Annotated in this window: 15 protein-coding genes and 2 pseudogenes; 5 read left to right on the top strand and 12 right to left on the bottom strand. The window is 31.2% G+C overall.

What is annotated here, in order from left to right; all coding sequences use genetic code 11:
* Positions 1-3: 3 nt before the first annotated feature.
* The 8 genes and pseudogenes from JL193_RS08070 to JL193_RS08035 form a co-directional block, all read right to left on the bottom strand.
* Positions 4-639, bottom strand: a complete 636-nt coding sequence (locus JL193_RS08070) for a hypothetical protein (RefSeq protein WP_207973291.1) — start codon at positions 637-639, stop codon at positions 4-6.
* A 49-nt stretch (positions 640-688) separates the two neighbouring features.
* A pseudogene (locus JL193_RS08065) lies at positions 689-1,216 on the bottom strand (endonuclease V); the annotation flags it as partial.
* A gap of 64 nt (positions 1,217-1,280) precedes the next feature.
* The gene (locus JL193_RS08060; RefSeq protein WP_207973289.1) at positions 1,281-1,556 is read right to left on the bottom strand and encodes a hypothetical protein; all 276 of its coding nucleotides are present in this window, start codon (positions 1,554-1,556) and stop codon (positions 1,281-1,283) included.
* A 34-nt stretch (positions 1,557-1,590) separates the two neighbouring features.
* Positions 1,591-2,025 carry an SMI1/KNR4 family protein gene (locus JL193_RS08055; RefSeq protein ID WP_207973288.1) on the bottom strand — a complete coding sequence of 145 codons (435 nt, stop codon included), beginning with the start codon at positions 2,023-2,025 and terminating at the stop codon, positions 1,591-1,593.
* Positions 2,026-2,029: 4 nt separating this feature from the next.
* Positions 2,030-2,185 carry a hypothetical protein gene (locus JL193_RS08050; protein WP_207973287.1) on the bottom strand — a complete coding sequence of 52 codons (156 nt, stop codon included), beginning with the start codon at positions 2,183-2,185 and terminating at the stop codon, positions 2,030-2,032.
* A complete protein-coding gene (locus JL193_RS08045; protein ID WP_207973286.1) occupies positions 2,182-2,484 on the bottom strand; it encodes a toxin-antitoxin system YwqK family antitoxin in 303 nt (100 codons plus the stop codon). The genes JL193_RS08050 and JL193_RS08045 overlap by 4 nt, the downstream gene beginning before the upstream one ends.
* 68 nt (positions 2,485-2,552) lie before the next feature.
* A complete protein-coding gene (locus tag JL193_RS08040) occupies positions 2,553-3,044 on the bottom strand; it encodes a hypothetical protein (protein ID WP_207973285.1) in 492 nt (163 codons plus the stop codon).
* Between the two features lie 2 nt (positions 3,045-3,046).
* A complete protein-coding gene (locus JL193_RS08035; protein ID WP_207973284.1) occupies positions 3,047-5,104 on the bottom strand; it encodes a hypothetical protein in 2,058 nt (685 codons plus the stop codon).
* A 251-nt stretch (positions 5,105-5,355) separates the two neighbouring features.
* On the opposite strand from JL193_RS08035, the gene JL193_RS08030 reads away from it, so the two are divergent.
* From JL193_RS08030 to JL193_RS17165, 4 genes and pseudogenes are all read left to right on the top strand, one after another.
* Positions 5,356-5,631 (top strand): EF-hand domain-containing protein, encoded by a 276-nt coding sequence (locus JL193_RS08030; protein ID WP_207973283.1) that lies wholly within the window; start codon positions 5,356-5,358, stop codon positions 5,629-5,631.
* Positions 5,632-5,851: 220 nt separating this feature from the next.
* On the top strand, positions 5,852-7,648 hold the full coding sequence (gene lepA, locus JL193_RS08025; RefSeq protein ID WP_207973282.1) for a translation elongation factor 4: 1,797 nt from the start codon (positions 5,852-5,854) through the stop codon (positions 7,646-7,648).
* A gap of 11 nt (positions 7,649-7,659) precedes the next feature.
* Entirely contained in the window at positions 7,660-8,754 is a 1,095-nt protein-coding gene (locus tag JL193_RS08020; RefSeq protein WP_207973281.1) for an NAD(P)/FAD-dependent oxidoreductase, read from the top strand.
* A 202-nt stretch (positions 8,755-8,956) separates the two neighbouring features.
* Positions 8,957-9,076 (top strand): annotated as a pseudogene (locus tag JL193_RS17165) (IS200/IS605 family transposase); the annotation flags it as partial.
* Between the two features lie 72 nt (positions 9,077-9,148).
* Here the strand turns inward: JL193_RS17165 and xylE are convergent.
* The 4 genes from xylE to JL193_RS08000 all read right to left on the bottom strand — a co-directional run bounded on the left by xylE (position 9,149) and on the right by JL193_RS08000 (position 14,606).
* A complete protein-coding gene (gene xylE / locus JL193_RS08015; protein WP_207973280.1) occupies positions 9,149-10,570 on the bottom strand; it encodes a D-xylose transporter XylE in 1,422 nt (473 codons plus the stop codon).
* Positions 10,571-10,649: 79 nt separating this feature from the next.
* A complete protein-coding gene (gene xylA / locus JL193_RS08010) occupies positions 10,650-11,966 on the bottom strand; it encodes a xylose isomerase (protein WP_207973279.1) in 1,317 nt (438 codons plus the stop codon).
* Positions 11,967-12,114: 148 nt separating this feature from the next.
* Complete coding sequence (locus tag JL193_RS08005; RefSeq protein ID WP_207973278.1) at positions 12,115-13,599, bottom strand: xylulokinase; 1,485 nt, start codon at positions 13,597-13,599, stop codon at positions 12,115-12,117.
* A complete protein-coding gene (locus JL193_RS08000) occupies positions 13,599-14,606 on the bottom strand; it encodes a GntR family transcriptional regulator (RefSeq protein ID WP_207973277.1) in 1,008 nt (335 codons plus the stop codon). Before JL193_RS08000 ends, JL193_RS08005 begins: the two co-directional genes overlap by 1 nt.
* A 564-nt stretch (positions 14,607-15,170) precedes the next feature.
* On the opposite strand from JL193_RS08000, the gene nrfH reads away from it, so the two are divergent.
* Entirely contained in the window at positions 15,171-15,764 is a 594-nt protein-coding gene (gene nrfH, locus JL193_RS07995; protein WP_207973276.1) for a cytochrome c nitrite reductase small subunit, read from the top strand.
* The last annotated feature ends 9 nt before the right edge of the window (positions 15,765-15,773 follow it).

Raw genomic sequence — 15,773 nt, 5'->3', positions numbered from 1 at the left:
TATTTACGTTATTTCAAAGCCTGTTGGATCAGGGTTTCCTGTTTCAAAATATGCCGCTTTTATAGGCATCTCATTCTCAGGTGGAAACTCAATTTCGGTAAAAGAATTAAAACCTATATACTCATCTTTAGCAAACCCTCCCGTTATTTTTAGGCTGCAACTAGCAAAACTATCATCTTCATTATAAAAAAATGTATATTCTTGAAAACCGTCATATTCAAACTTTTTAACCTTTCTTGAAGGAACAATCTCTCCTTTTCTATTTTTTACTTCTCGGTAACTAAAAAAATTATAATTGTATAACAAATAATGAAGATTTTCGGGCCATACGTAGTCTCCTTCATACATAAGCCCTATTCCTTTTTTATACTCTCTCTCTACAAAATAAGGTTCTACGATAGTAGATTCTATTATACTTACCCTGTCTATTTGTTGCATTAATTGTTCTACCAGTTGCTCCTCGTTATCTCCGGGTTTTAAATAATAAGTTATGCTATGTAAATTACCTTTATAAAAAAGCTCTTTTCTTAACCTTATATCATTATCATCATAGTATATTTTGTAATACATATTTGAAAGCGAGGCTTGCTGTTCTGTAATTATGACATTAATATCTCTATACTCTATACGTGTGCTCATTTTTTTCTACTTTTTTCTTACTCATTATGTCACGAGCGTGATGCTCAAGTTAGCAGGGTATATTTTGTTTTTTTGTTAATGCATCTAATGTTTTTAGAATAGTTGGTATTCTATACTCTCCTTTCATACTTTGTATTTTCTTTGATGCAATACTATTATCTATACCTACTGATGATATATGTAAAGGTGTTTTACTTTTCCCTCTGAGTATTTCTATAACTGTTTCCTTATTGTTATAAAACCCTCTTTTTGCTACACCAATGATTGGAACTTTCTCTTTTAATGCCTGCCAAACATAACCGCCTAAACCAAATTTTTTATCATTATCTACATAGATATGCCCATCAATAATAATTACCTCAATTTCTCTTATATCTATTTTTTCTACTATTTTTAGAATACTTGGCAATTCTCTTTTATAAAATTGCCCTGACACATAAGGTTTCACATCTTCTATATATTCTATAATGATTTCTTTAGGTTCCTCATCTTCCCAATTACATAAAACACCTACAGCCTTAGCAGTACCAACTACTTCATTATATTTTACATCAATTGCTAAAATCATTCTTCTAAATTTGGGTCTGGATGTTTTATGATTCTTAACTCATTACCAAAATCATCATAGGTTATATAGTAAGTCAAATTACCTTCTTCATCCCATTCTTTAACATGCTTATAACCCCCCCTTGTCTCCTATACCATTCGCTTTGCTTTTTACCATTTGGCCAATACTCTATCTGTAAACCTTCTACTCGACCGTTTATAATCTGCGTTTCATGTTCAAGTACATCAGTACTTGGAAAATACGCATAAATTATTCCTGTAAACCATTCTCCATTATACGTATATATATTACCTCCATCTTCTGCTGGATAATCATCTATATCTATTTCATTGTCATCTACTCTTAACATAATTCTTTATATTCTATTACATCAAGATTACTATTTACTCGACAGCTTCTACTTGATCATTTAATAATTGTGTAAAAGAGGTAGATAAATCATTTATAGTTCCATCTGGATACCATTCTTTAGTATTACCATAAGTTCCATCATTATTTAGAGAGATAATAATTTTCCCTCCTCCTCGTGTTCTACCAATTATTAAGTATCCTAAAGGAATTATATCATTTAATATTTCATTTACCTCTTCAATTGTATTCCCTCCATACTTAATAGGATAAAAATCTGATATTCCACTTCCACCTTCTGGATTACTAATATGTGCTGCATCTAATTCAATAGCATCACCTCCATTGTAGATAAGCATATGTTGTCTATAATCTTCAGGTAATGGATTCCCAACTATGGCTTGAAATTCATTAAGCTCATCTACTGTGATGAGTTGTGAATCTAATTGTATTTCAAAGTTTATTTGCATATTATTATAAGTTATTAATTATATCGAAAAAAATCTCATTAAGCTTTACGCTACCAGAGTGATGTTTAGTAATATTATGTGCCTTATCACTCACTACTTGCAAAGTAGTATTTAAATTAAGGTCTACTTCACTATATTTTACATCTATTGCTAAAATCATTCTTCTAAATTTGGGTCTGGATGTTTTATGATTCTTAACTTGTTACCATAATCATCGTAGGTAACATGGTAAATTAAATTACCTTGTTCATCCCATTCTTTAAAATACTTATAAACTCCTCCGTTTTTACTATACCATTCTTTTTCTTTGTTACCATTTTCCCAAAACTCTACTTGTAAACCATCTATATAACCATCTATATAGCTATACTCAACTATAGGTTGTGTTGTTCCATTATAATTTTCATATTCTATGCCTGTAAAAGGAAGTCCATTAAATGAAAATCTCCCCCTCCCCATGGTGTAGGATAAGGCATAAGTTCTAAGTCATTTGTTTCTACTCTTAACATAATTGTTTTTATATTCCACTACATTGGATTTCTTCCATCTCTTACTCTATCAATTCCTATACTTATAAAACTACTTAATGTTTGCCCCAATGACCTATCTAAAGAAGTACCTCGCTCTAATGCACCAACATAATATTCATGAACTATAGGATCTATTTGATCTCCATCCAAATACACAAATAAAAACTGATATACACTTCCCCCAGCATAATTATCAATAATATAAAAGGGACGAGAGAATGAATGTCCTTTACTCTGCATTACATCTCTTAATTCTTCTTGCATTTCTTGTTGATCTTCCCAAAGATTATAATCTAAAACATAACAATAATCTCCAGCTAGAAATAATAGTTCACGTAATGCTTTAGGAAATGGATTGCCATTATTCCAATTTTGCTCTAATTGTTCTATATTAGAAAGTGAAATTCCTTCTATTGCAAATGAATTCCCTGTTCTGTTTGGAAATTTAGCTGGATTATTTCTTAATTTAGTTAAAACTTCTATGTTCATAATTAATTTAATTTTCTTAAATCTCGTAATTTAGTAACATCAGGATGTGCGTTAAACTTAATGTTTATTGTTTTACCATTTTCGACAAGCATTGCCAAATATCTTTGACATGAATGGCAAGCATAGAGCAATGAGTCTAACTCTATATCAAATTTATTCCCACGATGCCATTGGGTGTTCAAAAACCAATTTATAAACTTTACTTCAGTATCGTTCGATCTAAAGTAATTTTTGACACTATCATGAGCGGAATCCGTAAATGTTTTATAAGCATTCTGCTCCAAAACATCTGATGTATTATGAAACTTATTTTTTATATTCTGTGGAACCAAGGTATTGTTAAAAAAATCAGTATTTAGCTCTTCCATTTTACCAGAAATAAAATTGATATTACTTGTATCCACATCCTCAATCAAATCTGCATTATTAAACACTTTGCATTGTTTTGTATATAGTTTATTTGCCTGTTTGAAAACTCTTCTGGCACTTTTTGCTAGTGCAGTATTTCCCATTTGTTCCAAATCATCTATATATCTTGCACTTATTTCTAACACTTCTGAATTTGTAATAGATATTAAATCAGCATTTTGTCTATATAAACTTGTAATATCACTCCAAGCTACATTAGGTTTTTGAAGTTCAATAAGTAAACCTGTATGTACTGGATTATTATTAAAGACAACAAAATCAAAGACTTGATCATCTCTCATTAAATATAAAGCTCCTTCAGGCCTTCTATAAGAAGCTATATGCAAGTTAATTGCAACGGGGTTTAATTTTAGTTTATCAAAGTAAGAAGGATCTACATCTCCTCTTCTTACTAAAAACACCCACCTCTTTTCAAAACTTAATCCTTCTAATACATTTTTTAAAACGTCTTCTCCATAATACCTAACAATAGCATTAACTCTTGTAATATCTTCTAAAATATTAAGGTTTCTGCGTTCTGTAATACCTAATTCTGCCATTTGTTGCCATCTATTAAGCACATCTGTATTGTTAAGTCTATTCCAAAGATTTATGTCTGTTAACTCGTTAAAATCTCTGTAAAATAGGTCTTTAATTTCTGGTAAATTATTTAGAGCGTCGTAGAATGTTCCTAAAATATTTGGCGATGTTACTCCTAAACTATCTAAAGTTGTGCCAAAATTAAGTAAAAGATTTGTTTTCTTAGTTCTTAAATCTCTCAATATATCTATTACATCATCAGGAAATTGACTAAGTACACTTGGACTTGTGTTATCTAAAACATCATCTGCAATTTTATTTGCTTTTGCTCTTGAAAGCCCCGAACCAACCCCTGTAGCTATTGCCATATACATAAATACATTGGCTATTTTTCTGCACGCTTCAGCTTCAGCGGAATCATTTGTTTGTGCTTCTTTAAATGTAAAAAACGACATTAAAATACTTGCTGAGACTGATACTACTTCTGTAGCACTACTAAATGCTTTAAAAACAATTAAAGAATCATTTACAGTAACACCAGCGCTAGCAACAAATTCTAATGCTATTGGAAAACCCTCTGCATTAAGAGTTGGTCTTAAATGTCTTAGCTTGGTTAATTTTCTGAAGTGTTGTAGATGTCTTAAGGTTCCTGCACCACCAAATAAAAAGAAAAAACCAACCTCTAACACCACTTCTCCAACAAAGTTAATTGTAGCGTCTATATCGTAAATACGATCGAATTCTTCTGCATAGTAGAATAAAAATACTGGTATAGCATCTACATCAGGTACTTTTAAATTTAGGTTTTCTTCATAGCCTAATAAAGAAATGGGTTGGTATAAATGGTATTCTCCAAATTTTTGACTTGTTGTAAATTGACTAATGCCATCTCCTCCGCTATTTATACCAGTAAATGCATTAAACGTTTTTTCTGTTGTTAACTTATTTAAAGTGACAATATATCTATCTAAAGTTTCATTAGGTTTATAGCAAATCGTTGTTGACAAGTGTGTAGTAAGAATACTAGAACTTGTAGAACCTGGTAATGTTTTAAATTCTAACAGCGTTTCTGCTCCACGAGTTAATTCTCCTTCTTCATTATATTGAGGCATATATTGCTCTCCTCCATTAGTTCCGGTAGGAAGAAAAAAGCCATTGGGATTAAAACCTTCAAAAGTTGGTAATTCCCCATCTGGAACATACGAAAAATTATATTTAGATATTTTCCATGTTTCATATAATAGATATATGAAAAACTTTTTATTTTAGAACGACAAAGTTAAGAGTTGGATTTCGTAAAAATTATTTTTAAATTACATAAACTTGCATTTTTATAGAAAACAAGAATCTAAAAATTAAGAAAATGGGCACAAAAGAAAAAATATTACAAAAAATACACAATTTAATAACTACGAAATTTAAAAGTGCTCAAGAAGCCTTTTATTTTTATGATAAAGACAAAGATGGAAGTTTAAACAGAGACGAAATAAAAACCTTGTTAAAAGCTGCAGAAATAAGCGGACTTTTACGAGGTGTTGTTGCTGGAGAATTAATAAAAGGCTACGATAAATCTGGAGACGAAGCCATCAATTTAGAAGAATTTAAAGTTGCAATTACAGAGTTAGAAAGAGATTTGTAATTTTTTTACGAATACGATAAAATTCCCTTCATAATTTTAGGGACACACTTTTTGGTTTGATACCCTTTTAGTGTTTTTATTTTATAGGCTTTTGTTTTGTGCCTCGAAAGGTAATGATTTCTCGAACAGACATTTTTATTTTTATACACATCTTTTTTTTATTTGAGAAGGTTTGTAAATAGCATATCTTTGTCGATTGAAAGTAGTTAGAAAACGAAGTATGAAGAACATTAGAAACTTTTGCATTATCGCACATATCGATCATGGGAAAAGTACATTGGCAGATAGATTGTTAGATTTTACGGGTTCTGTAACTTCTCGTGAGAAAAAAGAACAATTATTAGATAATATGGATTTGGAGCGCGAACGTGGTATTACCATAAAATCGCATGCCATTCAAATGGATTATATTCATAATGGAGAACCATATATTTTAAATTTAATAGATACTCCAGGTCACGTAGATTTCTCTTACGAAGTTTCGAGATCGATTGCAGCCTGTGAAGGTGCTTTGCTAATTGTAGATGCTGCACAAAGCATACAAGCGCAAACTATTTCTAATTTATACTTGGCTTTAGAGAACGATTTAGAAATTATTCCTGTTTTAAATAAAGTAGATTTACCTTCTGCAAATCCAGAAGAAGTCACAGACGATATTGTAGATTTATTGGGTTGCGACCCAGAAGAAGTAATTCACGCAAGCGGAAAAACAGGTTTTGGAGTCGAAAATATTTTAGAAGCAATTATCGAGAGAATTCCTGCTCCAAAAGGAGATCCAGACGCCCCTTTACAAGCACTAATTTTCGATTCTGTGTATAATTCTTACAGAGGAATTGAAACGTATTTTAGAGTTTTTAATGGCGAAATAAAAAAAGGACAAGAAATTAAATTTGTTGCCACAGGTAAAAATTATTTTGCAGACGAAGTGGGTACATTAAAATTAAATCAAGTTGTAAAAAAATCTGTAAAAACGGGTGATGTTGGCTATTTAATTACAGGAATAAAAACCGCAAAAGAAGTAAAAGTAGGAGACACCATTACAGATTTTGCAAACCCCACCAAAGAAATTATTGGAGGTTTCGAAGATGTAAAACCAATGGTTTTCGCAGGAATTTATCCTGTAGATACAGAAGATTACGAAGAATTGCGTAGTTCTATGGAAAAACTACAATTAAATGATGCTTCTTTGGTTTTTCAGCCAGAAAGTTCTGCAGCTTTAGGTTTTGGTTTTCGTTGCGGATTCTTAGGAATGTTGCACATGGAAATTATTCAAGAACGATTAGAGCGTGAGTTTAATATGACTGTAATTACAACAGTTCCTAACGTTTCTTACTACGCATATACAAAGAAAAATCCAGATGATATTATCATCTTAAACAACCCAACAGATTTACCAGATCCATCTAGGTTAGATCGAGTAGAAGAGCCATTTATTAAGGCTTCTATCATTACAAAGGCCGATTTTGTAGGGCAAGTAATGAGTCTGTGTATCGAAAAAAGAGGACAAATTATCAATCAGACTTATTTAACAACAGAACGTGTAGAGTTAATTTTCGAAATGCCATTGGCAGAAATTGTATTCGATTTTTACGACCGTTTAAAAACTGTTTCTAAAGGATATGCTTCTTTCGATTACCATCCAATTGGCATGAAAGAGTCGAAATTGGTTCGTGTAGATATATTGTTAAATGGAGATCCTGTAGATGCACTTTCTGCACTTTTACATGCCGACAATGCGTATTCTATAGGTAAAAAAATTGTAGAAAAATTAAAGCAATTAATACCAAGACAACAGTTCGATATTCCTATTCAGGCTGCAATTGGTGCAAAAATTATTGCACGTGAAACTACAAAAGCCTTACGAAAAGACGTAACAGCAAAATGTTATGGAGGAGATATTTCCAGAAAACGTAAGCTGTTAGAAAAGCAGAAAAAAGGAAAGAAAAGAATGCGTCAAGTAGGTAATGTAGAAATTCCGCAAGAAGCATTTATGGCTGTTTTAAAGTTGAATGATTAATTTTTGTGATTATGAAAAAATATGATGTTATAATTATTGGTGGAGGTACTGCTGGCTTAATGTTAGCAAGAGAATTAGGTAAACAAAAACACGCTACGTTAATCTTAGATAGAAAAACCAATCTACTTGAATTTTCTTTTAATACTTTAGGTAGTTTTATGAAAGTAGAAGATTTTGGCTTGTCTGAAAATGTGATTGCACAAAAAATTGATTCGGGTATAATTCACTCAAAATCTTTAAAAGAAAATATAAAATTAGAGGCATGTATCTTAGACAAAAAGATTGTGCATCAAGAATTATTAGAATCTTTACATAAAGATTTTGTAGATATTGTTTTAGATGTACACATCAAAAATATAGTTTCAGATTCTAAAGAAAATTACACATCAATTACAGATAAAAACGGAAATGTTTACAAGGCTTCAATTTTTGTAGATGCTTCTGGAACAAATGGTGTTTTTAGTAAAAAAGTTGGTTTAACGCAAAAGAAACCAGCTCTAGCTGTTGGGGTAGAATATAATGTAAAGTATCTTGGAAAAGTTAATGAAGCCCACTTAATGATTGGTAAAGATTATAAAGGAGGTTATGGTTGGATTTTTCCTCTAAAAAACAACAGAGCTATTATTGGTTTCGGTTCTTTTGATGAAAGCATGGTAAAAGGGTTAAAAGACAAATTAAATAGTATATTAGAATTGCCCAAAATTAAAGCTTTAGTTTTAAAAGATAACGAAAATGTTGAAGGAGGTAGCATACCCATAACACCAGTTTTAGACAAATTTGTAGATAAAAATTTAGTTTGTGTTGGAGATAGTGTTTCTCAAGTAAATCCTATCGTCGGAGAAGGATATAAATTTATTTTTGAAGCTGCGATTATGGCAAGTAAAGCTATAGATAAAGCACTTAAAAATAATGATTTGAGTTTGCTTTTTGAGTATGAAGACAACTGGAAAAATAGATTTTTGTCTAACTATAAACGTTCCAAAATTGCTCAAACAAGAATTTTTAAATTATCTAAAAAAGATTTTTTAACAGATATTGGAATGATTTTACTAAAATTAAGATCCAATAAAAAGAATGTACAAACACTTTCTGGTGAATATAATTGATTTTAATTTTCTAACCACTTCCAAAAATCAGCAGTAATAGAAGAACGGGTCATTACTTTTTCTTTTTAATTTTGTAAAGAATTTAAGAATTGGTTTTTGAAATGAGATTCTATATTTTTCAATAAAATCGATATTTACAATTTCACTTCTATTGATTTTAAAAAAATCAGCAAGGTTTAATTGCAAGACAATACTTCCTAAATTTTGGGCAATAGGTTTTGGCTGTTGGAGTACTGGTAATATTACTGATAAAATGGTAAATGAGTATTTAGAACATCATCGTAAATCAAGTAATGATAATGATGATTTTATACTTGAGTAAATACGTTCAGACTTCGAACGGCTGCCTTTAGTCAGATTTTAAAAACCTATGGACTTCAAAGTCTATAGTGGTTTAGTCTTTCCAAAGATTTTCCATTTCCTCTAAAGTTTTCCCTTTTGTTTCTGGTACAAATTTTATAATAAATAACGTTGCTAAAATGCTCATAATACCATAAACCCAATAAGCAAAACCATGGTTAAATTGTTCTGTTAAATAAGAATTATCGTTCATCATTGGAAAAGTTAAAGATACCAAATAGTTAGAAATCCACTGTGCAGCTACTGCAATTGCCAAAGCTCTTCCTCTAATTTTATTCGGAAAAATTTCTGATAATAAAACCCAAGTTACAGGTCCCCAACTCATGGCAAAACTGGCCACATACAACATCATACAAAACAGTGCTAAATAACCTGTGGCTCCAGAGAAAAAGACGAAACCTAAAGAAATCATCGCCAATGCCATTCCTAATGCTCCAATAATCATTAGTGGTTTTCTACCATATTTATCGACTGTTCTTATTGCAATTATTGTAAATAAGAAGTTTACAACTCCAACAATAATTGTCATTAATAACGCACTATCTGTACCTGCAGAAATTGTTTTAAAAATTTCTGGAGCATAATATAAAACAACGTTTATGCCCACAAATTGCTGAAAAATGGAAAGCAATACTCCTATTATAATTACTAGCCAACCAAAAGACAAAAGATGCTCAGAAGTTTTTTCTTTAATGGAGCCTTCTATTTCTGCGAGCACTCTATTCCCTTCTTCTTTGCCATTTACTTTTATTAAAATATCTAAGGCTTTTTTAGGTTTGTTTCTTAACATTAGAGAACGAGGCGTGTCTGGTACAAAAAACAATAATCCTAAAAATAAACCTGCAGGCACTATTTCTGAAGCAAACATCCATCTCCATCCAATTTCATTCAACCATTCATCTGAACCACCACTTCTAGAAATAAAATAATTAACGAAATATACTACCATAAAACCACCAATAATGGCTAGTTGATTAAAGGAAACCAATTTTCCTCTACTTTTTGCCGGTGCAATTTCTGCAATATAAAGTGGAGATAGCATAGAGGCTAAACCGACTCCAATTCCTCCAATAATTCTGTAAATAATAAATGCAGTTGCATAGGTATGGTCTAACTCGCCAAAAGTTCCAATAAACATTTCTGGCATTGCAGAACCTAAAGCCGATATTAAAAATAGAATGGCAGCAAGTACCAACCCTTTTTTTCTTCCTAACTTTTTACTTACAATTCCTCCAAAAACCCCACCAATTATACAACCTATTAAGGCACTTGAAACTAAAAAACCTTTAAATGCACTAGCAGCTGTTTCCGACAATTCTTTTGGAATCACAAAAAAACTATCTAAAGAACTTACGGTTCCAGAAATAACTCCTGTATCGTACCCAAACAATAAACCGCCCAAAGTGGCTACTAATATAAGTTTAATTAAATATTTTGAGTTGGTTGCTTGTGCCATAACTATGTTTTTTTATTGGTTGATAATAATATATTATTAAGACGCTTCTGGTTTTTAAAACCCGAAGCGTCTTGTAATTTTAGATATATTGATTAATGATATTCTCAAATAACTCTTGTTTACCACTTTGTAGTGTTAATTCGCCATTTTCTTTTGCGATGTTATACAAATCTAAAAGCTCTAATTTTCCTGCTTCAAAATCTTTGCCTTTTCCAGAATCAAAAGAACGATACCTTTTTTCTCTTAACGATTTGTAGGCAGATGAAGTAATAATTTTATCTGCCGTAATTAAAGCTCTTGCAAAGGTATCTGCTCCTCCAATATGAGCAAGAAAAACATCTTCTGTATCTGTGGAATTTCTTCTAATTTTTGCATCAAAATTAATACCTCCACCTTGCAAACCTCCAGCTTCTAAGAACACCAACATTGCTTCTGTTGTTTCTTGAATGTTGTTTGGAAATTGGTCTGTATCCCAACCATTTTGGTAGTCTCCTCTATTGGCATCGATACTTCCTAACATACCTGCTTTGGCTGCAACCGCTAATTCGTGTTGCATGGTGTGTTGTGCTAAGGTTGCGTGATTAACTTCGATATTTAATTTAAAATCTTTGTCTAAACCATATTCTTTTAAAAAACCAATGGCTGTTGCAGCATCGAAATCGTATTGATGTTTCATGGGTTCCATTGGCTTTGGTTCTATAAAGAAAGTTCCTTTAAAACCTTGTGCTCTTGCATAATCTCTTGCCATGGTTAAAAACTGCCCCATATGATCTAATTCGCGAGCCATATTTGTATTTAATAAAGACATGTAACCTTCTCTACCTCCCCAAAAAACGTAATTTTCGCCACCCAATTTAATAGTTGCATCTAATGCCAGTTTTATTTGGCCGCCAGCTCTTGCAACTACATTAAAATCGGGATTGGTAGCAGCACCATTCATGTAACGTGGATTTGAAAAACAGTTGGCTGTACCCCATAATAATTTTACACCAGTTTCTGCTTGTTTTTGTTTGATGTAATTTGTAATTGTATTTAATCTTGTTTCAGATTCTGTAAAGGTTGCACCTTCTTGAATTAAATCGAAATCGTGAAAACAAAAATAATCGAACCCTATTTTATTAATAAATTCAAAAGCGGCATCTGCTTTGTCTTTTGCTGCCTGAATTGGATCTGCTGCTTGATCCCAAGGAAAGTTTTGTGTTCCTGGTCCAAAAGGATCCGATCCTTGTCCGCAGAACGTATGCCAATATGCAATTGCAAATTTAAAGTGCTCGCGCATTGTTTTTCCTGCTACTACTTGCTCTGGATTGTAATATTTAAAAGCCAATGGATTGTTTGATTCTTTTCCTTCGAATTGTATTTTGTTGATTCCTTTGAAATATTCTTTATTTGCCATGGTTTAAATGTGTAATTGTTTATTTGTGTAATCGTGTAATTGTTTTGAGTGCTGCTTTTGCGTTAGGGATTGCAGTGGAAATCCTTTTTATGAGGTACGAATAAAAAGATTGGAATGTAAAGCCCGACCTTTAGGGAACGCCCAAATTCTATTTATTTAAAACAAGTTCTAATTCTTTTTTCCATTTTTGATATGCTTTTAAGTACGGTTTTTTGTCTTTAAGAGGTGTAAAAGTTGTTATATAATCGTTGTTTATAATTGTTTTTCCGAAAGATTTAAAGTCGCCTTTGTGCAATTTTACTGCTCTTGCTGCGCCAATTGCACCAGTTGTGTTGTAAATTTCTATTTCTTGATTTATTAAAGTTGCGACTGTATTTGTAAAAATTTCTGAACGAAATAAATTATCATTTCCTGCTCTAATAACACTTGGTTTTACGCCATCTAGTTTTAAGATGTCCATACCATAAACAAATGAAAATGCGATGCCTTCTAAAGCGGCTCTACAGAGATATCCTTTGTGATGATTGTTTAGGTTTAGGTTTACAATTCGAGTACCAATTTCTTTATTATTTAGCATGCGTTCTGCTCCATTTCCAAAGGGAATTAAGCAAATGCCATCTGAACCTACTGGAATTTCTGAGGCCAAATGATTCATTTCTTCGTAAGAGTTTACGGCTAAATTTTTTAACAACCATCGATATTGAATTCCTGCGCCGTTTATATTTAGTAATTTTCCAATTTTTGGGTTCGATTTTGTGTAATTTACATGTGCAAAATTATTAATACGTGTGCTTTCTTTTCCAGATAAATTATCTGTAACTGCATACACCACTCCAGATGTACCACCAGTTGCAGCAACTTCTCCGGGTTTAAATACGTTTAAAGAAAGTGCATTGTTGGGCTGGTCTCCAGCTCTGTAGAAAATTGGGGTTCCTGCTGCAATGCCACTTTCTTTTTCTCCTTTTTTATTTACTTTAGATTGAATGCCAAAAGTATCGACAATGTCTGGAACTAAATTTTTGTCGATTCCGTAATATTCTAATAAAAAATGGGCAATTGTATCTTTTTTAAAATCCCATAAGATGCCTTCAGATAAGCCTGAGATTGTGGTATTTATTTTATCAGAAAATTTATATGCTATAAAATCTCCTGGTAACATAAATTTGTAAATTTTTTTGTAAATATTGGGTTCGTTCTCTTTTACCCATTTTAATTTTGAAGCCGTAAAATTGGCTGGTGAGTTTAAAAGATGCGATATACATTTTTTATTTCCAATTTCGTTAAAAGCATTATTGCCAATTTTTACTGCTCTACTGTCGCACCAAATAATACTTTTACGTAATGGATTTCCTTTTTTATCTACAATTACCAAACCGTGCATTTGGTAAGAAATACCAATTCCTTTTATTTGGGTTTTATTAATATTATATTTCTTTTTTAATTTTAAAATGGCATTGCAAACATGCAACCACCAGTCGTTTGGATCTTGTGTTGCCCATCCATTTTTTTGAGCAAACATGCCCATTTCTTCTTTGGGTTCTTGAATAACTCCTAAGCTTTTACCAGTTTCTATTTCTACAAGTGCGGCTTTTATAGAAGAACTTCCGATGTCTAATCCTAAATGATAATTCATTATAACGATGCTCTTAGTATTAATTTTGTAGGAACATAATATTGCATTGGCTGGTTGGTAAGAACAAACTCTGCTGCTTTAAGTCCTAATTTTTTAAAATCTGTTGATATAACAGAAATTCCTTTATAAATAAACTTTTTCATTGGTGTTTCGTTATAAGAAAGAAAACCTACGTTCGTTCCTGGTTCTAAATTTTTAACTTTGCACTGTTCTAAAAAAACACCCAACATTCTATCACTCGTGCTTATATATGCTACATTTTCTTCGGCAGAAAATAAACGAGGATTTGTAATTATTTTGTAGTTAAATTGATACTCTTTGCAAAATTTTTTAAAATATGTAATTGATTCTTTAGGATGATAGGTATATGTTGGATATAAAAAAACAAGCTTTTTATACTTTCTAAAAAGTTGTACAGCTTCTTTTAAGCCTTCATAAAAAGATTTCCCAAAATCTTGAAAAACATAATTGTTGGTTTTATTAGAATGAATGTTCCAATCTACTAATAAAAGTTTGTTGTTATCGATATCAGAAAGTATTGCTGGAACCTCTTCGTTTTGAAATGGCATTACAATATATTTATAGTATTTACCTTTGCTATTATTTAAAATAATTTTAAAATTATTAATATTATAATGATGAAATTGTACGTCTGTAATAATTGTATTGGGTAAATTATTTACAAAAGAATGATACAAAACCTCCTTATAAGCTTTAAAAGTATCTAAAACTAACAAAACTTTTTTGGTATCGTTCGCAACATAATATCCTTTATTGGGTACTGCGTTTATAGTACCATTTTCACTTAAAATGGAATAAGCCTTAAAAACAGTGTCTCTAGACACTTTGCAAGACTTACAGGTTTTATTAACAGAAGGTATGGCATCTCCTTTTTTTAAAATATTTTCGGCAATTGCATTGTTTATTTCATTTACTAATTGCTGATATTTTGGAATATCGCTCTCGTGATCGATTGTTAAAGAAATTTTATGCTTATAGGTTTCCATGCTGTTCTGTTCCGGTATGTAAATATATAAAAATTTTTTATTTTTTAAAGATTGGTCTTTTTAGCAATAGCAAGTGTTTTAGCAATAGCAAGTGTTAAATTAACATAGCTTTGTGGGTTTTTTAAAAGTATTCAAAAAATGTTAGTTCGAGTGATTTTGAGGAACGAAAAATGGTATCGAGAACTATTTAAAACCTAAAATTTGTATTCTCGATACAAATTTTATCCATTTTAATCGTAAAATTTACTCGAATTGATAGAATTTTATCAAAATACACAAAAGTTTAAAATTATTTTTTGTAGCAATTTCTAGAGTTTAAAAACGTTTATTTAATTAGGGTATAATCGTTCTTACACAGAAGAATTTTTTTCTTAAAAAAATCTTAATTTTTATGATATTTGTCATAAAAATTATTCGAATATGACAGTATTTTTGTCGTATATTAAACGATTTTAGAGTAATTTCATAAAAAACACAAAGTAAAATCCTTTTTTTAGAGAGAAGGTTGAGGGAAGAAAAACTATTTCAAAAAAAGACCTTGTATTTTTATTAAAATTTAAAGCATTGAAAACCAAATTTAAAATATTACCAAAAGAATCTAAATGGCGAAAAACCGCTCTATTTTTTATTGCGGTTATTATTGGTTTGGGTTTATTTATGGCAAAAGAAGCGAAAGTGTTTTCTTATCTTTCAGACGATCCGCAAGCCTGTGTAAACTGTCATGTAATGACGCCTGTTTACAATAGCTGGATGAAAAGTTCTCATAGAGAATGGGCAAAATGTAACGATTGCCATGTGCCACATAACAATGTTTTCGAAAAATATTATTTTAAAGCAAAAGATGGTTTGTATCATGCATCAGTATTTACAGCACGTGCAGAACCCGATGTTATCGAAATGAAAGAAGCATCACAAAAAGTGGTTCAAGAAAATTGCATTCGTTGCCATGTTCAACAAGTTACACAAACAAAATATGTTGGTTTTATCGACGATCATAAAAACAATAGAACACAAAGAAAATGTTGGAGCTGTCATCAACATGTTCCTCATGGAGATATTCACGGGCTATTAACAATCAAATACAACCTAGCACCATTACCAACAGATCAAGAAGAAACCGTAATTCCTTCTTGGTTAGCAAAAGAAATTAAAAAATAATAAATTTAA

Origin of the sequence: Polaribacter batillariae (genome assembly GCF_017498485.1) — a bacterium.
GTDB lineage: Bacteria > Bacteroidota > Bacteroidia > Flavobacteriales > Flavobacteriaceae > Polaribacter > Polaribacter batillariae.
This window is presented reverse-complemented; position numbering and strand designations above follow the sequence as displayed.